Below are 24,141 nucleotides of genomic sequence, written 5' to 3'. Positions count from 1 at the left end.
TCTCCAGCGCCGTGGCGCTTATTCGATCACGATCTCGTCGGCTTCGTCGCGCAGGTTGTACGGCGAGGACATCACCTTGCCGTAGGCACCGGCCTGGGCGATCAGCATCACGTCGCCCTCCAGCGCCTCGGGCAACCGCCGATCGGTGCCAAGGACGTCGCCACTCTCACAGATCGGACCCACCACCTGGTACAGCGCGGTGGCCGGCTCATCGAGCCGCGTGAGATTGACGATCTCGTGCCAGGCGTCATACAGCGCGGGGCGGATCAGGCTGTTCATGCCGGTATCGACACCCAGATAGCGCAGCTGGGCCTTGCCCTTCTGCTGGGTCACCCGCGTCAGCAATACGCCAGCATCGGCGACCAGATATCGACCGGGTTCCATCCACAACTGGTACTGCGGATAAGCCGCCTTGACCTCGCGCAGCACGCGATCGAGTTCGGCGATGTCCAGCCGCGCCTCACCCGGATGCGATGGCACGCCGAGACCACCACCGATGTTCAGGAACGCCACGCTGCCGATGCGCTCGGCCAGACTGGCCAGTTGCGCATAGACCTCGCCCCAGTGACTGGCATCGAGCACACCCGAACCCAGATGCGCATGCAGACCGCGAATCGTCACGTTATGGGTTTCGGCAAGCTGCAGGAAGTTGGCAAGCTGGTCCAGCGGCAGGCCGAACTTGCTGCCGCTGCCGCCCGTGCGCACTTTCTCGTGATGGCCCAGGCCGCGACCCAGGTCCACCCGCAGCACGATCTCCCTGCCGCGGAACAACTCGCCCCAATGCTCGATCGGATACAACGAATCCAGCGTCACGGTGGCGTGGGTGCCAAGCGCAAAAACGTAATCCTCGCGGGGCGCGAAATTAGGCGTGAACAGCAGCGGCGTGGCTTCCGGCACGATCTCGCTGACTGCTCTCAATTCGCCCGGCGAGACGCACTCGAACGCGAAACCTTCCGCGACCAGCATGCGCAGGATTTCCGGATGGGTATTCGCCTTGACCGCGTAATGCAGTCGATCGACCACCGTGAGCGACTTCAGCTCGCGCGCCTGCTGGCGCACCGTCGGCAGGTGATAGACGTAACGCGGCGTGGCTTCGGCCGCCAGTTCCAGCAGGCGTGTCCGCTGCGACTCGCGCCACCAGGCCGTCGCCGTACCGGACGTTTCGCCACTGCCGTACAGCGTCTGCCAGCTGGGACCGAACAACGCGCTGTCGTCGGTACGCAGCGCGCCCGCAGCGATCAGCAAGTCATGCAGGTGCGGCAGCAGCGCGTCGACCACTTCCTCATCCACCACGAAGGTGAGATTGAGGTTGTTCGATGACTGCGAAATCATGTGCACGCGCAACTGGCCGAACTCGGCCAGCACGCCGGACAAGGTATGCAGCAGCGAACGCATGCCGCGACCGACCAGGGTGATTGCCGCGCATGGCGCGATCACCTTGACCCGGCACACCTTGGCCAGGTCGGTGGCCAGCGCCGCGATCGCGTCGGAATCGAGCAGGTTTTCGGTGGGATCGAGCGACACCGTGACATTGGTCTCGGCCGAACCGATCAGGTCGACCGATAGTCCATGCTGCTTGAAGTGCGCAAACACGTCGGCGAGGAAACCGACCTGCTGCCACATGCCGACCGATTCCATCGACACCAGGGTGATGCCCTTGCGCGCGCTGATCGCCTTGACGCTGGGCGCGTGTGCGCGCACCTCGGGACCGATCACCGTGCCGTCGAGTTCGGGACGGTTGGTGTCCTTGATCAGCAGCGGCACGCGCGACTCGCGCAACGGCGACAGGCAACGCGGATGCAGCACCTTGGCACCGGTGGAAGCGATTTCCTGCGCCTCTTCGTAATCCAGACGTTGCAGCAGGCGCGCGCCCGGCACCTGACGCGGGTTGGCGGTGAACATGCCGGCCACGTCGGTCCAGATCTCCACCCGCTGCGCCTTCAGCAGCGCGCCGAAGTAGGAGGCCGAAGTATCTGACCCGCCGCGCCCGAGCAACACAGTGCGCCCGCTTGTGCCCTTTTCGGCATGCGACTCGCGGGCGATGAAACCTTGCGTGATGAACACCTCACCCAGCGTCGCCAGCCGTGCAGCCAGTACCGGATCGGGTCGCGAATCGACCATCGAGGACAGCAGCCGGGTGCGCTCGTTCTGGTTCGGCAAGGCAATCGCGGCGAGGCAATCGCGTGCATCCAGCCATTGTGTGGGCAGCTCGGTATGACTGAGGAAGGCCGCACCCAGCGCACTGGACATCAACTCGCCATGCGCCTGCACCTGTGCCTGCCAGGCCAGCTCGCCCAGCTTCGCCGAACCGTCATCGGCCAAATTCACCAGCTCCGTCAGTCGCGTGCCCAGCGTCTCCGGCATCGCCAGCTGCATGTGATCGAGCAGCTCGTAATGCCGCTTCGCAATCGCCTTCGCTGCTTCGTTGCGTTTGCTCTTTTCGCCCTGTGCGCACAGTTGTTTGAGTGCGTCGGTGATACCGGTCAAGGCGGAGACGACCACCAGCACCCGAGCACCCTCGGCGCGCCGGCTGGCGACCAGCTCACGGATGTTCTGCCAGCGGGGCAGCGTGGCGACACTGGTGCCGCCGAACTTCATCACGATCCAGGGGGCGTCGGCAGGAAGCGACGCGGGGCTTTGCGGGTTCACAGGTACCTTCAAGCGATGTTTGGGGGAAGACAATCTAGCCAGTGTTGCGCCGCAGCAGGTTGAATGCAACCACTCGGAGGCTGCAGGCGTTTGGATGGCTAAATGCGCGGGCGTATGGCTCGAAGAACCGTCATCCCGGCAGAAGCCGGGATCCAGCGACTTTTCTCCGCCAGATGTGCAGGCGTTGGATCCCAGCGTTCGCTGGGATGACGGGCCAGGTGAAGCCTCTCGCGAGGCCACGCCCCTCACCTCGATCCTCTCCTCCCGAAAAGGGGACTTCCTATAGTCGCCAAAGGGGAGAGGAAGAAAATTGGTGTTACGCCACGACCACGGGGATCCTGCCGATCCGCGCCTGCCATTCTTTCGGGCCAGTCTGGTGCACCGAGGTGCCCGCGGAATCCACCGCCACCGTCACCGGCATGTCCTGCACGGTGAACTCGTAGATCGCCTCCATGCCCAGATCGGCAAAGCCGACCACGCGCGAGGCCTTGATCGCCTTGGATACCAGATACGCCGCGCCGCCGACCGCCATCAGGTACACCGACTGGTGCTTCTTGATCGCCTCGACCGCCGCCGGACCACGCTCGGCCTTGCCGACCATGCCGAGCAGGCCGGTCTGCGCCAGCACCTGTTCGGTGAACTTGTCCATGCGGGTGGCGGTGGTCGGGCCGGCGGGCCCCACCACTTCGTCGCGCACCGCATCGACCGGGCCGACGTAATAGATGAAGCGGCCCTTGAAATCCACCGGCAACGGCTCGCCCTTGCTCAACATCTCGACCATGCGCTTGTGCGCGGCGTCGCGGCCGGTCAGCAGTTTGCCATTGAGCAGCAGCACTTCGCCCGGTTTCCAGCTCGCCACTTCCTCGCGCGTCACGGCGTCGAGGTTCACCCGACGACCCTTCGAGCTGTCGTAGGTCAGCTTCGGCCAGTCTTGCAGCGACGGTGGATCGAGCATCACCGGACCGGATCCGTCGAGCGTGAAGTGCGCATGGCGGGTGGCGGCGCAGTTCGGGATCAGCGCCACCGGCAGGTTCGCCGCGTGGGTCGGGTAATCCTTGATCTTGATGTCGAGCACGGTGGTGAGGCCGCCCAGGCCCTGCGCACCGATGCCGAGCGCGTTGACCTTCTCGTACAGCTCGATGCGCAGCTCCTCGGCGCGATTGCCTGGGCCGCGCGCGATCAGTTCCTGGATGTCGATCGGCTCCATCAGCGCCTCCTTCGCCAGCAGCATCGCCTTTTCGGCGGTGCCACCGATACCGAGGCCGAGCATGCCCGGCGGGCACCAGCCGGCACCCATCGTCGGCACGGTCTTCAGCACCCAGTCGACGATCGAGTCGGACGGGTTGAGCATCACGAACTTCGATTTCGCCTCGGAGCCGCCACCCTTCGCCGCCACGATCACGTCCAGCTTGTCGCCCGGCACGATCGAGACGTTGATGATCGCCGGAGTGTTGTCCTTGGTGTTGATGCGCTTGCCGGCCGGGTCGGCCAGGATGCTGGCGCGCAGTTTGTTGTCCGGGTCGTTGTAGGCACGGCGCACGCCCTCGTTGACCATCTCGTCCAGCGACAGCGTGGCGTCCCACTGCACGTTCATGCCGATCTTGAGGAACACGGTGACGATGCCGGTGTCCTGACACAGCGGGCGATGCCCCTCGGCCGCCATCCGCGAATTGATCAGGATCTGCGCCATCGCGTCCCTGGCGGCAGGACTCTCCTCGCGCTCGTAGGCGGCGGCAAGACCCTTGATGTAGTCGACCGGGTGGTAATAGCTGATGTACTGCAGCGCGTCGGCAACCGACTGGATCAGATCGTCTTGCTTGATGATGGTCATGGCGGAGGTTTCGGTTTGGAGATGAAGGCACTGCAATCCGATATCCGCAGCGCAAGCTGTGCATTGTGCCGCAATCGGGCCAAGCATCAAAAAACAACGGCCGCGCAAGGCGGCCGTTGTTTTGACGTGATAGCGATCGTTCAGAAGCGGTATTCAGCAAAGCCGGAGAACACGCCGATGCTCTCGCCAGACTTGATTCCGTAGATCTTCGCACGGGCGTGATAATCGTCGTAGCTCACGCCGAGGCTGAAGTGCGAGGAGATGTCATAACCCACGCCGGCACCGATGTAGCTGCCATCGCCATGGAAGTTCTGGGAACCCAGGCCACTGATGTTTGCATCGAGGCTTGAGTGGAACCAGCCGCCACGTGCAGACAGGAACATCTTGTTGTTGAACTTGTACTTGAAGTTCACGCCCAGCAGCGGCCCCGTGCCCTTGACACTGTAGTTGGCGGTGACGTTATTGGTGCTCACCGAACCGCTCGCCGTGCCCAGACTGACGTAACCTGCTTCGACACCGAAATCGGTCGTGCTGCCCTGCCAGCTGTAGCCTGCGCGAACGGACGTGCTGGTATCCGTATGGTCGGTGAAACCGCTGTCGTGATAATTCGACTGGCCCAGATTGCCATTGATGAAAAATGCGCCTTGATCGGCGGCAAACGAGCTGGTCGAGACAGCCGCCAGTGCAACGGCGATAGCGGCCATCGGAATACGCTTGTTCATTAGCTTCCCTGTTTGTGGATTCTTGCTTGCATGCCCGCGGCAGGATGCGCGCGGGACGCGCATTCTCGATAACACCACATCGCCTTGCAATAGTCGTAAATAAGTACGAAAAGCGGACGGTCAAAATCGTAATTAATAGCGGAATAATCCAGTCTTCTCACTCACCTCACGCGACGCGCATGACGACAGGCCTGCACCCTTCGGCACCGTCGTCCACCGGATGAAACATGGAGCTCCTCGCCACACCATGGGCTTGCTGCCGTTCCAGCAAGCCCGCATGCTCGCCGCCATTCCCTGCCGCGGCGATGCCATGAATGACTCCCCCACGTCCGGCTACCAGCGCAGCCTGCGTCCATGGGATGCTGCCCTGATCGTGGTCGGCGGCATCATCGGCGGTGGCATCTTTCTCAACCCCGGCATCGCCGCGCAGCGCACCGATTCGGGCCTGACGCTACTGTTGATGTGGGCGGGTGCCGGCGTGCTCACCCTGATCGGTGCGTTGTGCTATGCCGAGCTTGGTGCACGCCGCCCTCACGCAGGTGGCACCTATGTTTACCTGCGCGAAGCGTTCGGACCACTGGCCGGATTCCTGTTTGGCTGGACCATGCTGCTGGTGATCTACTCCGGCTCCACTGCCGCGGTGGCGACGATCTTCGCCAGCTATGCATCGGCGGTGTTCAGTCTGCCACCATCAATGACGCTGCCGCTCACCGTTGGCGCCCTGGTGTTCGTCAGCGGCATCAACCTGTTCGGTATCCGTCTCGGCGCGCAGATCCAGAACCTGTTCGCCCTGCTCAAACTGCTGGCGGTGGCGGTGCTGGTGGTGTGTGGCCTGTTCCTTGCCGGCGCCGGCCACGACCAGGTGCTGGCCGTCGACCCGACGCGCAGTGGCATCGGCTTCATCGGCGCGGCACTACCGGTGCTGTTTGCCTATTCGGGCTTCACCTATCTCAACAACCTGGCCGGTGAAGTGCGCGATCCGCAACGCGCGCTGCCACGCGCATTGTTGCTGGGCATGCTGCTGGTGATCGTCGCCTACGTGCTGGTCAACGTGGCGTATCTGGCCGTGCTCGGCCATGCCGGCCTGGCGGCCAGCCATGCACCGGCGGCAGACGTGATGCAGCAGGTGTTCGGTCCACTCGGTGCGAAATTGATCGCGCTGGGTGTAGCAATCTCCACGCTGGGCTTCTGCAACATCACCCTGGTCGCTGGCGCACGGGTGCTTCAGGTGATGGGCGAGGACGGCCTGTTCTTCCGCTCGGTGGCGCGACTTCACCCGCGCTATCGGACGCCGAATGCGGCGCTGCTGTTGTTGACTGGCTGGGCGATCGTGCTGGCGCTGTCAGGCAGTTACGGCCAGCTGCTGGACTACGCCACATTCGGCGACTGGCTGGCCTGTGCAGCCGGTGTCGCCACCCTGTTCTGGTATCGCCGCCGCGATGACCCCATGCTCAGTTTCAGGGTGCCGGGCTACCCGTGGCTGCCATTGCTGTTCATCGGCATCGTGGCGTGGGTCGTGGTGATGACAATGCTCGACAATCCGCGCAACGCCGGCATGGGTGCACTGATCATGCTGGCCGGTGTGCCGGTGTATGTTGTCTGGCGCCGCCTGTTCAGCCGCACAGGCTCCTAACCAGGTGGCGGCAATGCCACAATGCGCGGACAGATTTCGAAGGAGATGATGGATGGCGCTCGCGCAAGACTTGATCACACCGGCCGCTCCGGCAAGCGGCATCGTGCCCGAGAAGGTGCGCGACGGCATTGATCTTGAGATCAACGGCGAGCATTACCGCCATACCGGTGATCCGCAGATGCCGTTGCTCTGGTTCCTGCGTGACGTGCTGCGGCTGACCGGCACCAAGTACGCCGGTGAAACCGGGGCCGACCTGGTACTGCTGAACGACAAGGCGGTCTCCGCCATCACCTTGCCGATGGCCAAGCTGGCCGACAAGTCGGTGACCACGGTGGAAGGCCTGGCCGCCAACGACGGCGGCCTGCATCCGGTGCAGCAGGCCTTCATCGACGAGGACGCGATCGGCTGCGGCTACTGCACGCCGGGCTGGCTGATCGCCGCCGTCGACCTGCTCAAGCGCAAGCCGCATCCCGGCGACGACGATCTCGACCAGCTGCCAAACCTGTGCCGCTGCGGCTGCCAGACTCGCGTGCGCCGCGCGATCAAGCGCGCCGCCGCCGGCAAGGCAGACCAGGTATGAGGGGCGACATCACGCACGACAAGCTCCGGCTCTCGCGCCGCCGTTTCCTGCAGGTGCTGGCCGGCGGCGCCGGCGTACTGATGATCGGCATCCGTACGGCCCGCGCGGACAATGCACCGCTGCCAGCTGCCCTGTTCGGCGACAATTTCTACGACCTGGGTGCGTTTGTGCGCATCGACAGCGATGGCAATGTGCTGATCGGCGCGCGCGATCCGGATACCGGTACCGGCGTGGCCACCTCGCTGCCACGAATCATCGCCGACGAACTCGATGCCGACTGGACCCGCGTCAGCGTGGTGCCGCTCGGTCTCGGCGTGAGCGACAACAACGGCCAGCCGCGCTGGACCTACGGGCGCCAGATCGGCGGCACCGGTGGTTCGATTCCCGCCGCCTGGAACGACCTGCGCAAGATGGGCGCGCTGGCGCGCTGGCTGTTGCTGCAGGCCGCAGCTCGCCAGCTGGGTGTGCAGGCCGATCGGCTGCACTGCGAGTCCGGCACCGTGATCGCGCCGGACGGCCGCCGTCTTAGCTATGGCAGCCTGGCCGAAAGCGCCGGCAAGATCGCCCCGCCGGATCAGCTACCACCGGTCAAGACGCCCGATCGCTATCGCCTGATCGGCCAGCCTGCGGGCGACATTGACGCGCGTGGCATCGTCACCGGGCAGACGCAGTTTGCGATCGATCATTTTTATGGCGACGCCCTGGTTGCCGTGCTGGTGCACTGCCCATGGCCGGACGGCTCCCTGGCGAACATCGACTTCACCGATGCGATGGCTGTCAAGGGCGTGGTGAAGGTGCTGATGCTGAAACCGGAACCTGGCCAGGCGCTGGGCAATACGGCTATCGCGCCAGCGGTGGCCGTGCTGGCGGAAGACACCTGGTCGGCACTGCAGGGTCGGCAGAAGCTCAAGCTCGAATGGAAGCCTGGTGCCAGCGGCAGCGAGAGCAGCGCCGCGCTGGAACAGCAGGGCGAGACCTTGCTCAATGGCAAGACCGATCCCACTATGCGCGTGCGCAACGACGGTGATGTCGATGCCGCCGGCAAGAAGGCCGCGCGCCGCGTGCAGGCGACCTACTATCAGCCGTGGCTGGCGCATGCGGTCGCCGAACCGATGAACTGTCTGGTGCGACTGGACAAGGATCACGCCAGCGTAGTCGTGCCCACCCAGGCACCGCAGAAAGCCTGGGCCGTGGTGCAGCGTCTGACCGGCCTGGGCCCCGACCAGATCGAGATCAAGGTCCCGCGTATCGGCGGTGGCTACGGCCGCCGACTCGATCACGACTATGTCGCCGAAGCGGTGATGCTGGCCAAGGCCGTCGACAAGCCGGTGCGCCTGCTGTGGACGCACGGGCAGGATCTCGAACACGATTACTACTGCTCCGGCAGTGTGCACCAGCTCAGCGCCACCATGGATCGCAAGCGCCAGCTGACCGGCTGGAACCAGCGCATGGCCAGTGCCTCGGCACTCGTGCGACGTAGCGTGCCGGACAATCGTCTGTGGACGTCCGAGCTCGATGCCGACCAGATCCCTGCCGCACTGATACCCAACTACCGCAGCGACTGGTACGCCGTGAACTCGTCGATCCCGCGCGGCCCCATGCGCGGCATGCCGTACCTCAGCAATGCGTTCGCCGTGCAAAGCTTCATCGACGAAATCGCGCAAAGCATGAAGGAGGATCCACTCGACACCCAGCTGCGCCTGCTCGGCCCGGCGCGCCAGCTCTCGCTGAGCACCGGCGGCGTGCTCGACACTGGCCGCCTGACCCATGTGCTGAAACTGGTCGCCGATCGCATCGGATGGAAGAACTGGCTGCACAGCGTGAACGGTCTGGGCATCGCCTGCTGGCACGTCAATGGCGCCTATGTGGCGCACGCGATCGAGGTGGCGATGCAGGGCGAAAAGCTGATCATCCAGCGCGTCGTTTGCGCCGTCGATGTCGGTCGGGTAATCAATCCGCAAGGTCTGGAAGGCCAGATCGCCGGCGCCACGCTCGATGGCCTTTCCAACGCGCTCAACCTGGCGATCACCTTCAAGGACGGTCAGATCCAGCAGCACCATCCGAAGGACTACCCGCTGGCGACCATGGCCCAGCTGCCCAATGCGGTGGAAGTGATCATCGTCCCCAACGATGACCTGCCACCCGCCGGCGCCAGTTTTCTCGCCATGCCCACCGCTGCTCCTGCCCTGGCCAACGCGGTATTCCGTGCCACTGCCGTGCGCGTGCGGCGATTGCCGTTGATGAAGGAACTGCTGCGTTTGCTGTGACCGGCAAGGTCGTCTGCATCAGAATGCCGCATGCGGCGGACTGCTCTCCATGTGGAACACCTGCCACGTCTGCCTGCCCCAGTCGGTGGCGATCTTCTTCGCCTTGATGTAGCAACCCTGCTTCCTGATCCAGCTGGCGGGGTCGGTACCGGCCTGTGCCTGCACCACGGCACCGAGGCGGGCAGTGCCAAAGTCCCACTTCAATACGGCTTCGTCGTTCACCGCCTTGGCCAGTGGATCGCCGCGCTTCCAGCCGGACGGTTTCTCGTGCGCCTGGATCGATTGCACGACCACACTCTCGAAATCAGCCTTCGGCACCCAGTTCAGCACGATGAAGGTGGTCTTCGGCGTCTTCATGCCTGCCAACGGGTCTTCGGTAGGCTTGCCGGCGGCAATCCGGCTGGCTGCGAACGCGGTGGTGAATTTCGCGCAGACACAACCGACCTGGTTGCACGCGCCACCACCCGGATGCTTGTTGAAGAGATGCCCGCAGGTGCAGGCGTTGGCGACATTGCGGTTGTCCGCCGTCGTCTTCATCTTCTCGTTCATGAACTTGTGCTCGGCGCGCTGCCAGTTCTCGCCGGCATCGCGGGTCTTGCCCGAGTTCAGCCACTCGAAATAGGCCTCCGTCTCGGTGCGTTCGCGGTCCTTCGAGAAGGTCGCGAGGTGCTTCTTCGAGAAGTTCTTGTCGAAGCGGATGGTATAGCGTTCGCCATCCCAGTCGCTGACGACCCATTCCTCATCCGCGGTCGCGACCCGACTCAACCGTTCGAGCCCGGTGGTGGACTCGATGTACTTCTCGTACGAGAGAAGATCTGCTGCCGTCCAGGTATCCAGATGCTCGGACATCGCTGCGCTCCCCGGGTCTGCTCCGACCCACGCCTTGGCGAATTCCGAGCATCGCTCTTTCATTGGCCGCATGCAACGCCGTCGTGGCGTGGCCGGTATCCCTCAGTGAAACTGGTCGCTGGCCGGCACCCATGAGCTGGACGACGATGCCGGCCTGAGGCTCTTCGTGGCCGGCACGGCAATGCCTTCGCAGCCAGGTGGCAACGGACCACCGGCGACGCGGGCTTCGGCACATTGCACGCTGTTGTCGAGCTTGATCGGGGCCACCGTCGCTGCCGTGCTGGCTGCCGGTGCCGGTGTGGGCGCTGCCACCGGATTGGCCGGTGCCAGATGCAGACGGTCGTAGACCTTCGCGGCAACGGGTGCAGGCGGCGGGTCGGGATTGCCGCAGCCGAACAGACTCATCGGCAGCAGCGGTATCACCTTGCATTCCACGCGCACGCCACGCGGCAAATGGAAGGTATGCGCCACCGTGGTCTTTTCCACGGCATGACGCAGCGCGGTGTCGACCGAGCTCTCGTCCTCCGGCGTCCAGTCCCCGTCGAAGCGGGTCGGCTTGTAACCAATGTTCGGCGTGCCGTGGCCCATGATTTCGGTGTCGCCGCTCGGCTTCAGTTGCACGTAGCCGTTGGGTCCGCCATGCACTGCTCCCTCGGCAGCCCCGGGCTGGCTGCCACCGAGCTGGCCGGGCTCTTGCGCCTTGCCGGCAGCGCCTTTGGCACCGCTCTGTCCGGGCTTCGCCGGGGGACCATTGGCGTGCTCCGTTTCGCTTTCCGGTGCAGCGGCCACCCCGGTGGGCTCACCCGGCGTGGCGGTATCGCTGCCCAGAGGGCTGGCATTGGGCGCACTGCTGAGGTCACGTTCTGCACTGGCCTGACTCGGACTGGGTGCAGCGGCCGGCTGTTCACTCGTGGCTGACGCGTGCGACTCGACCGGCTTGTTCGCGGTCGACGCCGGCAACGCAGGTGCGTTGGTCGTGACGACCGCAGGTGATGTGCTCGGCTGCACCGGCTCATTGGACGGCTGGATGGCTGGCAAGGGCATCTTGTCGGCAACATCAATCTTCGCTGCCGGTGCACGCACCTGTACTTGCACGGCCGCAGGAGCTGGCGGCACTGCTTCCAGCTCAGCCTCGGCAAGGTCGATGTGCGATGCCTGCACATGCAGTTGCTCCCGCGGCGTGCTCGGCTTGGGCAGGCTCAGCTGGGCCTGCAGGTGCACCGCGGGCAATGGCTGCGCCGGTAACGGGGTCGGTTGCAGTTCCGGTACTGGTGGTGCAGCAGGCACCTGCACCTGAACCGGCGTCATGCTGACCGGCACGCTGGACTTCGGCACCATGATGTTCATCGCGACGTTCGGCATGGCGATCGACGGCGGTGCATGTGCCGGCAGTTCCGGGGTCACCAATGATGGGGGTGGCAGCAACGGTCGCGTACCTTCGAGCTGCGATGGGCGCACTGGCTCGGGCTGGAACTTCGGCAGCACCGGTGGTTGCAACGACAACGACGGCAAACTCACCGGAGGCGGCTCACTGGCCAGCGGGATCGGCTGCAGCTGCGGTGTCGGTGCCGGCTTGGGCAGGCTCACCGGTGGCGCCGGAGCTGCCACCGGTTTTGCCGCCGGCGCGACAGACTTTGCTGCCTGCGTGATCACCGGAGGCACGGAAGCCGGGGTCGGCTGTGTGACGACTGCTGCCCGTGCATTCGTGTTCTGCTCGCGGCTCGATACAACACCACTGGCATGCCCCTGATGCCTTGGTCCCAGCTCTTTCGGCGGCGTGCCGAGCACGGGAGGTGGTGGTGGCGTTTCGGGTGTCTCGATCAGATGCACCTGCACGAACTGTTCCTTCCCTTCCGGCGGCAGCTTGACCTCGTAGGCAGGCCCCAGCACGAAGGCGAACAGGAACAGCAGATGCACCAGCAGTGCGCCGACCATGGCGAACACGCGCAGTCCGCGCTCGCGCGGACGCTCGCGGGTACGACGGCGATAGACCCCGGCACGGGCAGCCGCGGCCAGCGGCGAACTCAGGATGGCTCGCGAGGGATGGCTGGCAGGACGGCCGGCGGCAGGTTGATCCGGGGGCGGCAAAGGCATGTGATCAGTGTAACGGGCGCCGCCGCGATTCCACATGATGCTGGCACGGGCTGCTGATTGAACGCCTGCACGACGCTTGTTGCCGTGGCGAGCCGGGCACCAGCAAAATCACTCATGCAGGAACTGCTGCGCCAAAGTTTCAGGGATGACTGGCAGCGCCGCCTGCATGATCGTGCAGCTCGGCGTCGACCGCGCGATTCGGCGTATCGACCGGACAGCCCCACGCCAGCGGCTTGCCGGCGCGGTACATCGCGATGCATGCCTCGATGCCGGGTGGCTTGGGCGCATGCGGATCGGTTGCCAGCGATTGCGCCGGCGCCATGCTGAGACGCTCGTCGCCATCCTTTGCCGAGGGTGGCGGTGGCGGATCGCCACCGCAGCCACCAGCCAGCAGGAATACGGCGCAATGGATGCGCACGCCGCCGGGCAGCCGGATGGTTTTCTTGACCGTGGTCTTGTCCACCAGCTTCTGCAGCGCATTGTCGACTGCATTGCCGTTGCCGCTCCAGTCGTTCCCGAAGCGAGTCGCCTGGTACTTGACCGGACTGCTGTGCTGCATGATCTGCGTGTCGCCCTGCGGCAGGCTCTGCACGTAGCCGGTAGTCGGTGCACTGCTCGCTGACGCCGGCAGCAGTGGCGCACCATTGTTGTCGTAAAGCCGCGGCGCATTTGCTGGCTTCGACGGCGGCAATTGCATGCTCATCGCGTCCTTCGCTGCCGGTTCGCGGGGCTTCGGTGGCACGCGTGGTTTCGGCGGCGGCGGAAGTGCCGGTGGTGGCTGTAACGCAGCAATCGGTGCGTGCGTGATGAAGCGCACCTCGAGCATCTCCTCCGGCGGCACATGTTGCACTACCGCCATCGGCGGCCGCATCTCGCCCCAGATCACGAGCAGGAACAGCACGTGCAGCAGCACCGCCACGGCGAGCGCGAGTCCGTGCCAGCGTCGCTCGTACCACGGTTCACGCCAGTGCAATTGCCGCAACCGCGCCCGGGTCAATCCATCCAGCGGCAACAGCCCACGACCCGGCGAGCCATCGTCCGGCGATGGCTCGCTGTGCTGTTCGAGCGGCAGCGGACGAGTGATGGTGATACCTCAGGTGAGAGGGGATGGCTGCCGGCAGGATGCCGGATGGCGCTTGAACCCGGCAGGACTGGCCACCCGGGTACATGCGGGAATTCACGCGCCCACCACAGACACCGCGGTACCGAACCGGTTCCCCGCAGTGCAGCTTGACCATGCCGGACATTCGCTCAAGTCTAGGCAGGCGGCGTCACGCGCCGCCCCGCCATGACCGCCCTCACGGACGACCATGACGGCCCGCCACTTCAGTCGTCGCCAAGAGCGCGGCTTCGTGCGGCGCCGTTGTTCATGCCGGCACGAACTGCGCCCAATCTATGGGAGGGTCGCATCGTGTCGTACACCACGGAAAGCATCCGCAATATCGCGCTCGCCGGCCACGCCGGCGTGGGCAAAACCACGCTGTTCGAAGCCCTGCTGCAGGCCGGCGGCGCGATCCAGACATCGGGTTCGGTGGAACGCGGCACCACCGTCTCCGATACCGACAGCCAGGAAAAGGCCCGTGCCCATTCCATCGACAGCTGCGTGGCGTCCATCGACCACGGCGGCTGCCACCTTAACCTGATCGACACCGCCGGCTACGCCGATTTCCGTGGCGGCACGCTGGCTGCGCTGGCCGCGGTGGAGACCGTCGCGGTGATGGTGAATGCGATCAACGGCATCGAGCACGGCACCCGCCGCATGATGGCGCATGCGAAGGCACGTGGGCTGGCACGCATGCTGGTGGTCAACAAGATCGATTTCGACGGCGCCAACCTGGCCGCGCTGGTGGATGCCTTGCGCGAGGAATTCGGCAGCGAATGCCTGCCGGTGAACCTGCCTGCCGGTCATGGCCGGCGCGTGCTGGACTGCTTCTTCCACAGTGATGGCGACACCGATTTCTCCTCGCTGGCCGAGGCGCACCAGCGCATCCTCGATCAGGTTGTGGAAATCAACGAGACGATGATGGGCGCCTACCTCGACGCCGGCGAAGACGCGCTGACCCCGCAGCAGCTGCACGATGCCTTCGAGCAGTGCCTGCGTGAAGGCCACCTGGTGCCGATCTGCTTTGTCAGTGCGCGCACCGGCGTGGGTATCCGCGAGTGGCTGGAGGTCGCCGAGCGACTGCTGCCGAATCCCGCCGAGGGCAACCCGCCACCGTTCGTGCGCGGCGACGGCAAACCGCTGGAAACGCGTGCCGATGCGACGAAACATGTGATCGCTGACGTGTTCAAGATCGTCAACGACCCGTTCGTCGGCAAGCTCGGTGTGTTCCGCGTGTGGCAGGGCACGATCCGCCGCGACAGCCAGCTATTGATCGACGACGGCCGCAAACCGTTCAAGGTCGGTCATCTGTTCCGCGTGCAGGGCAAGACCCATGTGGAAATCGAGGCAGCGATTCCAGGTGACATCGCGGCCGTGGCGAAGATCGAGGACATCCACTTCGATGCGGTACTGCACGACTCGCACGACGAGGACCTGATCACGCTGGCACCGCTGGCATTTCCGGCGCCGATGTTCGGTCTCGCGCTGGAGCCGAAGCACAAGGGCCAGGAACAGAAACTCTCCAATGCCCTTGGGCGGCTGGCCGAAGAGGATCCGTGCTTTCGCGTCGAGCATCACAAGGAGCTCAACGAGACCGTGGTACGCGGACTCTCCGACCTGCACCTGAAGGTGATGCTGGAGCGCATGCGCGAGCGCTACGGCGTCGAAGTGGTGACCCATCCGCCGCGCATCGCCTATCGCGAGACCATTGCCGCCCACGCCGAAGGCCACCACCGGCACAAGAAGCAGACCGGTGGTGCCGGCCAGTTCGGCGAAGTGTTCCTGCGCGTCGAGCCGCTCGAACGCGGTGCCGGTTTCGAATTCATCGATGCCGTAAAGGGCGGCGTGATTCCCGGCCAGTTCCTTCCCGCCATCGAGAAAGGCGTACGCCAGGCGATGGAGCACGGTGCGATCGCCGGCTATCCGCTGCAGGACCTGCGTGTGACCGTGTACGACGGCAAGTATCACCCGGTCGATTCGAAGGAGGTCGCCTTCATCAGTGCCGGCAAGAAGGCGTTCCTCGACGCCATCGGCAAGGCCCGCCCGGTGGTGCTGGAGCCGATCGTGAATGTCGAGGTGGCGATTCCCGAGCACAATGTCGGTGATGTCACCGGCGGCCTCGCCGGCAAGCGCGCGCGCATCATGGGCACCGATACCCAGCGCGGCGGCGAACTGGTGATCAAGGCACAGGCACCGTTGGCCGAGCTGATCGACTACCCCACCGAGCTGAAGTCGATGACCGGTGGCCGCGGCCGCTACAGCCTCGACCTGAGCCACTACGAGACGGTACCGGTAACGGTGCAGAAGCAGCTCAGCGAAGCATGGAAGCCGCATGCCGAGGAGGACTGAAATGCCACGAGCGAAGCTTGCAGCCGGATTCCGCGCGGCCAACTCCATGAATTCTTCCTGCCGCACCCGGCCCCGTCTCGTCATCGCCTGCACCGTCCTGCTTGGCGCATGCACCGTGCATGCCGATGCCGCGACGGGTCAACACGCCTACGCAGCCAGCATCACCCTGCGGCGCAGCAGCTGTTTCGGCAACTGCCCGGCTTACAGCGTGACCATGACACCGCAGGGCGAGATCCGCTTTGAAGGTTATATCCATGTGCAGACCCGCAATGCGCACGGATACGCCACGCCGACGCAAATCGCGCAGGTTCACGCCGCCCTCGAACGGGCCGACTTTCACGCAATGCGGGAAAGCTACGTCTCGCAAGATGACGGTTGCGAGACGGTGATGAGCGACCAGCCTGGCGTGAAAATCACTGTCGTCGATGCCGGCGGCAGCAAGACTGTGGAGTTCTACAACGGGTGCACGGGCGCCGCTGCTGATGCGGTACGGCCAAGAATCGAACGGTTGGGCCGCACCATCGACCAGCAGCTGGACACCACTCGCTGGATCGGCAAGTTGGCTGCGCCCGGCGAGATTGAAAGAACCGATCGCTGACGCTGCACCCTCACGTTCGTCGCGCCAGCGCCAGATCCGTGGCGGGATGATCGCCACCTGCCAGTGCATGCATTGCGCATGGCATCGGGAGAACACGATGAGTCGAGCCTTCACCAAGGAATCCGATGATGGCGATGCGCCGGCGTTGCCGGACCTGCCGCTGAGCGGTCACCCGAACTACGTCACACCGCGCGGGCTGGCGCACTTGTGCGCGCGACTGCAGGAAGCTACCGCACGCCATCATGTACTGAAGGCATCGAACGACACACTGGCACGGCAGAACGAGCTGGCACCACTGGAGCGCGAACTGCGCTGGCTCAATGCACGGGTGAACAGTGCGATCGAGGTGGACCTGCTGTCGCAGCCGCAGGAACGCGTTGCCTTCGGTGCAATCGTCACCCTGGACAGCGTCGAGGGCGAACAGCGTTACAATATCGTCGGCGAGGATGAGGCCGAGGCCGAACAACACCGGGTCAGCTATCTGTCACCGCTGGCACAGGCCCTGCTCGGCGCACGGATCGGTGATGAAGTGAACTGGAAACGCCCCGCCGGCGACCTGCTGATCGAAGTGATCGCCATCGACTATGACGGCGAGACGCAGCCATGACGGTTGCGCCGGCAGCACGCTACAACCGCCCACCCCGCTTGACGCTCAGGTAGCGTTCGATCAGTACTCCCGACAGCTCGCTGCAATTGACATCGAGCGTGTTCACGCCCTCGCGACGCAAACCCTCATGCACACGCTCACGCTCAGCCAGGTAATGGATTGCCGCGGCACTGCGGATGCCGGTTTCCAGGCTGTCGCCTGCCTCGGCAGCGACCCGATCCAGCGCCAGCTCGCGCAGACTGACCAGCATCACCAGATGTCGCTGCGTCAGCATCGCCACCGCCGCACGCAGTTCCGCATCATCCTCATCGCGCACGTTGGTGATCAGCACGATCAGTGCGCGGCGCTGCTGGTGCGCCTGCAGCGCACTGGCCGCAGCGAGATAATCGGTCGCCAGCGGCATCGCCTGCAGGTCGTAGCCGGCGGCCAGCAGCATGTCCATGCCACCGCTGCCCTGCTGTGGCGGCAGCCAGCGCTGCTGCTGACCGGTGCAGGCCAGCAGGCCAACCGCATCGCCCTGGCGCAGTGCGATGCTGACCAGTGCCAGCGAGGCATTCAGCACGTGATCGAAATGGGCCAGATGGTCGTCCTGCGCCAGCATGCGACGGCCGCAGTCGAGCATCAGCACCACTTGCTGGTTGCGCTCGTCGCGGTACTCGCGCGAGATCAGCCGACTGCTGCGTGCGGTGGCTTTCCAGTCGATCTTGCGCAGGCTGTCGCCGACGCGGTAATCGCGCAGTTCCTGGAACTCGGTGCCGTCGCCGCGCCGACGCTGCAGCCGCGCGCCGACGCTGCGCGAGGCCACCTCCACGCTGAGTCCGGCCAGTTCTGCCAGTGACGCGAAATTCGGATACACCTTCACCGTCGAAGTGATGCCGATCACGCGCCGCGCCGTCCAGCACAACCACGGTGAACGCAGTTGCATATGGCAGCCATCGAAGCTGAACTGGCCGCGGGCATCCGGCGTGATCGTGTAATCGAGCAGCAGTTCGCTGCCGGGTTGCAGCGACAGCTTGCGTGGCATTCCGTGCACCGCCCAGCCCCCCGGGTGCAGGTCATGCAGGCGTAGCTGTTGCGCACGCGCGGTGACCGCACGCAGACGCAGGCCAATGCGCGCCTCCGGCCCGAGCGGCATCACCGGCGCCAGCTCGCGCTGCAACTCGGGTGACGGCGTGCGCCACAGGCGCCAGCCATCGACCAGCACCAACAGTGCGACCAGCAGGCCATACGCCAGCCAGACCGACAACGGCAGCCAGGCCACACTCGCGAGCACGCCGAGCGCAACCCAGCCTGTCAGCAGCCACAACAGGAGAGGAGCCGGCCGCATCATTGGCGAGGTGCTGGCACCTTGTGCAACAACGCGCCGAGCACGTCGTCGGCACGCTGCCGTTCGATCAGCGCCTCCGGCGCCAGCAACAGACGGTGCCGCAGCGCCGGCAGTGCCACCGCACGCACGTCGTCGGGTGTCACGAAATCGCGTTCGTCGAGCACCGCCTGCGCACGCGCCAGCCGCGCCAGCGCCAACCCGCCGCGCGGACCGGCGCCACCGATCACGCCCGGCCATTCGCGTGTGGCGCGCACGATGCGCACGGCATAGTCGGTCACCGCCGCGTCCATGCGGATCGCGGCAACGCCCTGCTGCAGCGCCAGCAATTCCGATTGACCCATCACCGGCTGCACCCGCGAGACATCGAGGTCGGCGGCCACCTTGCCGTTGACCACGCCGGCGACCATGCGGCGTTCGTCCTCCAGCGTGGGGTAGCCGATCACCACCTTGATCAGAAAACGGTCCAGCTGTGCCTCGGGCAGCGGATAGGTGCCCTCCTGCTCGATCGGATTCTGCGTGGCCACCACCATGAACGGTGCCGGCAACGGAAAGCGGCGACCTTCGATGGTGACCTGACCTTCCTGCATCGATTCGAGCAGCGCCGCCTGCGTCTTGGCCGGCGCGCGATTGATCTCGTCGGCCAGCAAAAGGTTCGCGAATACCGGCCCGCGCCGGATCTGGAAACGCTCGGTCTTGGGGTCGTAGATTGCGTGGCCGGTGACGTCCGCCGGCATCAGATCCGGGGTGAACTGCACACGGCCAAACGTGCAGCCGACCGCGGCCGCCAGGGCGCGCACCAGCAGCGTCTTGCCCAGGCCAGGCACACCCTCGATCAGCACATGGCCGGCGGCCAGCAGTGCCAGCAGCACCTGATCGAATACCTCGGTCTGGCCGATGAAGGCATGCGCGACCTGCTCGCGCAGGGCGCGCGCATGCGCACCGAGTTCGGCGGTCGACAGCGATACCGGCGGCATGACCGGCTCGGCGGTGAGGGTTTCGGTAGTCATGGGCGGCTCCTGAGTCGCGCCAGGGTGATGATGGATGCGCGAAACGCCTGTGCGTTCGCGGGTGACTGGAAGGCGTGCGCAATCTGCTCGGGCGCCAGCTGGCTGCGTTGTGCGAGGCGCGCGTACAGTGCATCGCCATGCAACATGGTGCTGGCCGGGTCGCGCCGGCGCAGACGCGCCAGCACGGCTTGGCAGACCAGATTGTGCAGACTGCGGCCACCATCGCGGCGGTAGACGAACTCGCCAGCCGCCTGCACATGTTCGAGCAGAGCACGACGGTGCATGGCAGGTGCCGGCATCAGCGGCCCGAATCGCTCGCTGCGCATCGCCATCCAGGCGGCCAGCAGCAGGCTCAAGGCCAGCAGTGCAGGCCAGCCTTTGAGCAGCAACAGTTTCAGGAACGACATGCCGTCCAGCGCATACACCAGATAGATCCGCCCAAGGCCGATATTCGGTGCCAGCAGGCGCCAGCCGAACTGCTGCGCTCCGGCTTTACGCAACTGGTTGCCGGAAAGCACATCCAGGTTGACCAGCAGGCTGACCGATCCTGCCGCGATTCGCGTGCGTGCAAACAGGTAGCCGTCCTGCGCATCGCCGACCGATGCTTCGACAGTGGCGACGGCCGCCGGATTCAGACGGAAGCGGCGTCCGCACAACTGCACATCGTCGGCCGACTTGCCGGCGGCAGAACCCATCGGATGGATCGCGCTGCAGGCAAACTCCGCCGGACGCGGATCGAGCAGGTTCAGCGCTTCGAACAACGCTGTGTGCGTGGCAACGGTCGATCCGGGCGACAGCAGCAGATGACCACCGGCACGCACCCATGCAGCGATCCGCGCAGCATCGTCGACATCGACGCGACTGATGTCGTCACCCAGCACCAAAGTGTCACCAGGTCGCAGCGGCAGCCGTTGCGGATCCAGCGTGGTCAGTGCGGTGACCGGGACATCCAGCTGGCGCAAGGTCTGTTCGAGCGCAAAGAACCGGTTGTAGCTCGCCTCGCCATGCGCGGCGATCGGCTGGGTGACCTCCTTGCGCTCGAACGTGGCGAAGAAGGCGCCCGCCAGCAGCACCAGCACACCCAGCGCCAGCAGGCTTGCGTAGAGTGGGCTGCGGCTCATGCCGACGACCCCGCCTGCACGGGCCAGCCGGCCAGCAGGCTCTCGACGGCGGCATCATCAGGGTAGCGTCCGGCATAGGCGGCGAACTGCCAAGTACGCACGATGGTGGCGACACGCTGGGCGCGTGTCCGATCTGCCATCGACGCGGCCTGACGCAGCCAGTCTGCCTCGGTCATGTCCAGCGACGATGGCAGCTGCAGCAGTCGCGTGGCCTGCTCCACGCAGCCGCGATACAGCAACGCGAGTGCCTCGCGCTGCTGCCGCGCTTGCCACAGCGCCCGGATGGCAGCAGCCAGGTCCACAGGCAGCGGTGCGTCCACCTGCACCTGCGCGCGCAAGCTCTGCCTCGGCGTGACGGGTACGGCATCGATGCCGACACGCGTGCCACGCCAACGCCAGATAAATCGCAACAAGGCAGCGATCGCCACCGCCAGCAGCAGCCACAGAGCCAGCTTCAGGATCATCGCCACCGCACCGGCAAACCCCGGGAACAGCGGCTGCATGGACACGGGCGCCGCTTGTGGGGCAGGCGTGTACTTGAACACCCACTCACGTGCCTTGCGCTCGCCGCCGAAACGCGGATCGCGATATGCCGCCACCGCCGCGTCGGCAAAGCGCCGGTCGGCACCGTCCACGGGTTGCTGGAATACCTGTTCCAGCGACGTCGCCGGCACCACTTGCGAGCCCTGCGGGCTGACTGCTGCATGAGCCGGCAGTGACCAGCAACCGGCGCAAGCCAGCAACACGGCCAGCACCTTGCCATTCGCCAGCAACCGCTGGCGCAGGCGACGGAACGCGAGGTCGATGTCCCATGCCTCCAGCTGCGTGCGCCGGTTGAGATACAGCGCGAATCCGCATGCCACATACAGCGGCTCGATCGCGCTCATCGCGAGATAAGCCACGAATGAAGTCAGCAGCATCCAGACCGTCGAGGCCGCATGCACATCGACGCGAAAGAAGTCGCGCAGCGAATCCGGCAGCCACTCATGCGGCACCAGCATCCACGTCAGCAGCCACACACTGAGAAACAGCACCAGCTCGAACTGCAGGCAACCGTAGGTGAGCAGGCTGGCATCCGCCACGATACGCCGGCGCAGCACGCTCCAGCGCGCCGAACGTTGCCTGCGCGGCAGGCCCTCGAGCAATTCCAGCGGCAGGCGCAGCGAGCGGTTGCTGTCGATCCGCAGCCAGCTGAGCGCTGCCCACGTACTGCCCCAAGGCCACTGGCGCTGCCCGCGCAACGTCTCGCGCCAGCCCGGTGCGCGATCGAATACCGCGCGCGACAGCACGTACAACGGCAGCCGGTCGAACAGCGGCTTGAGCCACCACATCAGCAGCAAGCCCAGCCAGGGCAAACCCACGACCACGCCAAGCGCATTGCACAGCACGAACACCGGCAGGGTGAACGCGAACCAGGCCGACCACACCGCGCGAGCGTTCGCGCGCAACATCGTGGCGCCCAGATCCAGCGCTTCGCGTGGCGCGCGTGGACGCAACACCACGCTGATCCGCTCAAGCTCCATCGCCATGCCCCCTGCCACCACGCCACAACCAGCCCAGCACCAGCAGCCACAGCAGTGCGCCACTGCCGAACTTCAGTACATTCGGCAACGCCGCAATCGACGACCAGTACGCCTCGATGAAGGCCGCCATCAGCAGCATCGCGAATGCGCCCAGCGCCAGCTGCGCGCCAACCCAGCCAGCAGCAACCAGGGCCGGCCCACGCCGTTGTCGGCCCGGCATCAGCAAGGTCAGCCCCAGCTGCAGGCCGGCACCACCGGCGATCACGAGCGCGCTCAGCTCGAACGCCGAATGCCCCACCACGAAGCGCCAGAACGGGCCGCCATAACCGATCGCGTTGAGGTGTCCGGCCACGCCGCCGATCAACACACCGTTGGCAGCCAGCACGTAGACCGCACCGACACCGAAGAACAGCCCCGAAGCGAAAGTGCGGAACGCGATGCTGACGTTGTTCATCACGTAGAAACCGAACATCTGCAGGTCGGTACCGCTGCTGCGGCCGATGTGCGGATTGGCCGGGTCATACATCTTCTCGAACTGCGCCAGCTGCGCACTGCTGAATACCGTATGCGCCAGTTCGGGCCGCAGCTGCATCAGCAGCAAGGTCACCAATGCCGGCAGATAGAACAGCGTCGCCGCTGCCGCCATGCAACGCCACTGCGAGCGCACCAGCCGCGGAAAGCCGGCCAGCAGAAACACCGCCACCCGATGCCAGCGCGGTGCCGTCGGCCGGTACAGCACGCGATGTCCCTGCTGCACCAGACGCTGCAGGCGATCGGTGACCTCGCGGCTGTAGCCGCGCCCGCGCGCGAGCGCCAGCTGATGACACAGGCGCCGATAGGACTGCGGAAAATCCAGCGTCTGCTCCTGCCGCAGCGTGCGCCGCGGCTGCCGCTCGAGCGCGTTCAGCCAGAACTGCAGGCTGTCCCACTCGCGACCGTACATGGCGACGAAACGCTCCTGCTTCATGCGCGCCCCAGCAGCCAGTTGGCATGGGCGATCAGTTGCGACACCGCCGCAGTGTCGCGGCGCCCGGTCAACGGCATCAGCAGGTTGGCCAGTTCCTCCTGCCGTTGCAGCGTGAGCTGACCGGAGCGCTCGGCGAACTCCACCAGCGCAGCCTGCTCGTCGGCCGCCAGTACGACCGGCGGAGGTATTGCCGCAACGGTCGGTACCTGTGCGCCGGCAGGCAGCTCGATCGTGTGCACCACCATCGTGCCGGCGACGATGTCGCCTAGCCGGCGCGCATGCGGATCGATCAGCGTGCAGGCCAGGCCGACGCCATACACACCCGGCAACGCATCCACCACGCGCAGCAGGTTGCGCACCACCGACGGTACCCAGGTCACCGGCGTGCCATCGGCATTGACCACGCGCAGGCCGAGCGTGCGCTTGCCCACCGTCTGGCCATCCATCCAGACCTCGCACACCACCGAATAAGCCCACATCAACCCGAACAGCAGCAGCATGGCCAGCCCGTTGCCGCCCACGCCAAGCAACGACAGCGGGATCATCGCCAGCATGAACACCCCCATGCGCAGCAACGCATCGAGCATCCACGCCTGCGCACGCGGCAGTGCGCCGGCCGCCCGCAGATGCAGGCTGATCCCTTCGGGGGTCTCGATCTCGCGTACGGTGTCGAGCATCAAGCGTCGATGACGATGGTGTCGGCGATCAGGTCGTGCGGGCATCGCCGCTCGTTGCCGAAGACCGGCAAGGAATCCATCAGGCGCTTGTCGCGTCCGGCCTTGCGGTTTTCCAGATCCCTTGCCGAATACGCCCGGGCGTCATCGACGACAACCCTTGGCGCGGCATACGGATTCGCTTCCATGACAAAGCTTCCCCTGTACTGTCCGTTTGCCCTACCCCACGTCAGGCAACCGC

Annotated in this window: 19 protein-coding genes; 6 read left to right on the top strand and 13 right to left on the bottom strand. The window is 65.4% G+C overall.

Annotated features, from left to right (window positions below; translation table 11 throughout):
- Positions 1–18: 18 nt before the first annotated feature.
- The 3 genes from B0E51_RS03930 to B0E51_RS03920 all read right to left on the bottom strand — a co-directional run bounded on the left by B0E51_RS03930 (position 19) and on the right by B0E51_RS03920 (position 5,202).
- Positions 19–2,649: a bifunctional aspartate kinase/diaminopimelate decarboxylase gene (locus tag B0E51_RS03930; protein ID WP_256364099.1), complete on the bottom strand. Its 2,631-nt coding sequence runs from the start codon at positions 2,647–2,649 to the stop codon at positions 19–21.
- Positions 2,650–2,965: 316 nt separating this feature from the next.
- Entirely contained in the window at positions 2,966–4,480 is a 1,515-nt protein-coding gene (locus B0E51_RS03925) for a fumarate hydratase (RefSeq protein ID WP_077443525.1), read from the bottom strand.
- Between the two features lie 140 nt (positions 4,481–4,620).
- A complete protein-coding gene (locus B0E51_RS03920; protein ID WP_077443524.1) occupies positions 4,621–5,202 on the bottom strand; it encodes an outer membrane beta-barrel protein in 582 nt (193 codons plus the stop codon).
- Between the two features lie 310 nt (positions 5,203–5,512).
- On the opposite strand from B0E51_RS03920, the gene B0E51_RS03915 reads away from it, so the two are divergent.
- The 3 genes from B0E51_RS03915 to B0E51_RS03905 are packed head-to-tail and all read left to right on the top strand — an operon-like array spanning position 5,513 to position 9,682.
- Entirely contained in the window at positions 5,513–6,835 is a 1,323-nt protein-coding gene (locus tag B0E51_RS03915; protein WP_143525779.1) for an amino acid permease, read from the top strand.
- 52 nt (positions 6,836–6,887) lie between these two features.
- Positions 6,888–7,415 (top strand): (2Fe-2S)-binding protein, encoded by a 528-nt coding sequence (locus B0E51_RS03910; protein WP_077443523.1) that lies wholly within the window; start codon positions 6,888–6,890, stop codon positions 7,413–7,415.
- The gene (locus tag B0E51_RS03905; protein WP_254424399.1) at positions 7,412–9,682 is read left to right on the top strand and encodes a molybdopterin cofactor-binding domain-containing protein; all 2,271 of its coding nucleotides are present in this window, start codon (positions 7,412–7,414) and stop codon (positions 9,680–9,682) included. Before B0E51_RS03910 ends, B0E51_RS03905 begins: the two co-directional genes overlap by 4 nt.
- Before the next feature lie 18 nt (positions 9,683–9,700).
- On the opposite strand, the gene B0E51_RS03900 is transcribed toward B0E51_RS03905, so the two are convergent.
- From B0E51_RS03900 to B0E51_RS03890, 3 genes are all read right to left on the bottom strand, one after another.
- Positions 9,701–10,531, bottom strand: coding sequence for a hypothetical protein (locus tag B0E51_RS03900; RefSeq protein ID WP_077443522.1), 831 nt, complete (start codon positions 10,529–10,531; stop codon positions 9,701–9,703).
- 102 nt (positions 10,532–10,633) lie between these two features.
- Entirely contained in the window at positions 10,634–12,625 is a 1,992-nt protein-coding gene (locus B0E51_RS03895) for a hypothetical protein (RefSeq protein WP_254424398.1), read from the bottom strand.
- Between the two features lie 139 nt (positions 12,626–12,764).
- Positions 12,765–13,598, bottom strand: coding sequence for a hypothetical protein (locus B0E51_RS03890; protein WP_254424397.1), 834 nt, complete (start codon positions 13,596–13,598; stop codon positions 12,765–12,767).
- Positions 13,599–14,036: 438 nt separating this feature from the next.
- Here B0E51_RS03890 and fusA point away from each other — a divergent pair, with 438 nt between their 5' ends.
- From fusA to B0E51_RS03875, 3 genes are all read left to right on the top strand, one after another.
- A complete protein-coding gene (fusA, locus tag B0E51_RS03885; protein WP_077443662.1) occupies positions 14,037–16,076 on the top strand; it encodes an elongation factor G in 2,040 nt (679 codons plus the stop codon).
- Between the two features lie 46 nt (positions 16,077–16,122).
- Positions 16,123–16,674: a DUF6438 domain-containing protein gene (locus tag B0E51_RS03880; RefSeq protein WP_143525778.1), complete on the top strand. Its 552-nt coding sequence runs from the start codon at positions 16,123–16,125 to the stop codon at positions 16,672–16,674.
- A 97-nt stretch (positions 16,675–16,771) separates the two neighbouring features.
- Positions 16,772–17,281 (top strand): GreA/GreB family elongation factor, encoded by a 510-nt coding sequence (locus B0E51_RS03875; RefSeq protein WP_077443519.1) that lies wholly within the window; start codon positions 16,772–16,774, stop codon positions 17,279–17,281.
- Between the two features lie 19 nt (positions 17,282–17,300).
- Here B0E51_RS03875 and B0E51_RS03870 read toward each other — a convergent pair whose 3' ends face one another.
- Genes B0E51_RS03870 through B0E51_RS03840 form a run of 7 tightly spaced genes read right to left on the bottom strand, consistent with a single transcriptional unit; the run spans position 17,301 to position 24,088 of the window.
- Positions 17,301–18,608: a DUF58 domain-containing protein gene (locus B0E51_RS03870; protein WP_077443661.1), complete on the bottom strand. Its 1,308-nt coding sequence runs from the start codon at positions 18,606–18,608 to the stop codon at positions 17,301–17,303.
- A complete protein-coding gene (locus B0E51_RS03865; RefSeq protein WP_254424411.1) occupies positions 18,608–19,582 on the bottom strand; it encodes a MoxR family ATPase in 975 nt (324 codons plus the stop codon). The genes B0E51_RS03870 and B0E51_RS03865 overlap by 1 nt, the downstream gene beginning before the upstream one ends.
- A gap of 29 nt (positions 19,583–19,611) precedes the next feature.
- Complete coding sequence (locus tag B0E51_RS03860) at positions 19,612–20,736, bottom strand: DUF4350 domain-containing protein (RefSeq protein ID WP_077443517.1); 1,125 nt, start codon at positions 20,734–20,736, stop codon at positions 19,612–19,614.
- On the bottom strand, positions 20,733–22,265 hold the full coding sequence (locus tag B0E51_RS03855; protein WP_254424396.1) for a DUF4129 domain-containing protein: 1,533 nt from the start codon (positions 22,263–22,265) through the stop codon (positions 20,733–20,735). The genes B0E51_RS03860 and B0E51_RS03855 overlap by 4 nt, the downstream gene beginning before the upstream one ends.
- The gene (locus tag B0E51_RS03850; RefSeq protein WP_077443515.1) at positions 22,249–23,226 is read right to left on the bottom strand and encodes a stage II sporulation protein M; all 978 of its coding nucleotides are present in this window, start codon (positions 23,224–23,226) and stop codon (positions 22,249–22,251) included. The genes B0E51_RS03855 and B0E51_RS03850 overlap by 17 nt, the downstream gene beginning before the upstream one ends.
- A complete protein-coding gene (locus B0E51_RS03845; RefSeq protein WP_077443514.1) occupies positions 23,223–23,903 on the bottom strand; it encodes an RDD family protein in 681 nt (226 codons plus the stop codon). The genes B0E51_RS03850 and B0E51_RS03845 overlap by 4 nt, the downstream gene beginning before the upstream one ends.
- The gene (locus B0E51_RS03840; RefSeq protein WP_077443513.1) at positions 23,903–24,088 is read right to left on the bottom strand and encodes a hypothetical protein; all 186 of its coding nucleotides are present in this window, start codon (positions 24,086–24,088) and stop codon (positions 23,903–23,905) included. Before B0E51_RS03840 ends, B0E51_RS03845 begins: the two co-directional genes overlap by 1 nt.
- Positions 24,089–24,141 lie beyond the last annotated feature (53 nt).

Source organism: Rhodanobacter sp. C05 (genome assembly GCF_002001165.1).
Taxonomy (GTDB): Bacteria; Pseudomonadota; Gammaproteobacteria; order Xanthomonadales; family Rhodanobacteraceae; genus Rhodanobacter.
Note: the sequence above shows the minus strand (reverse complement) of the source record. Positions and strands in the feature narration are given on the sequence as shown.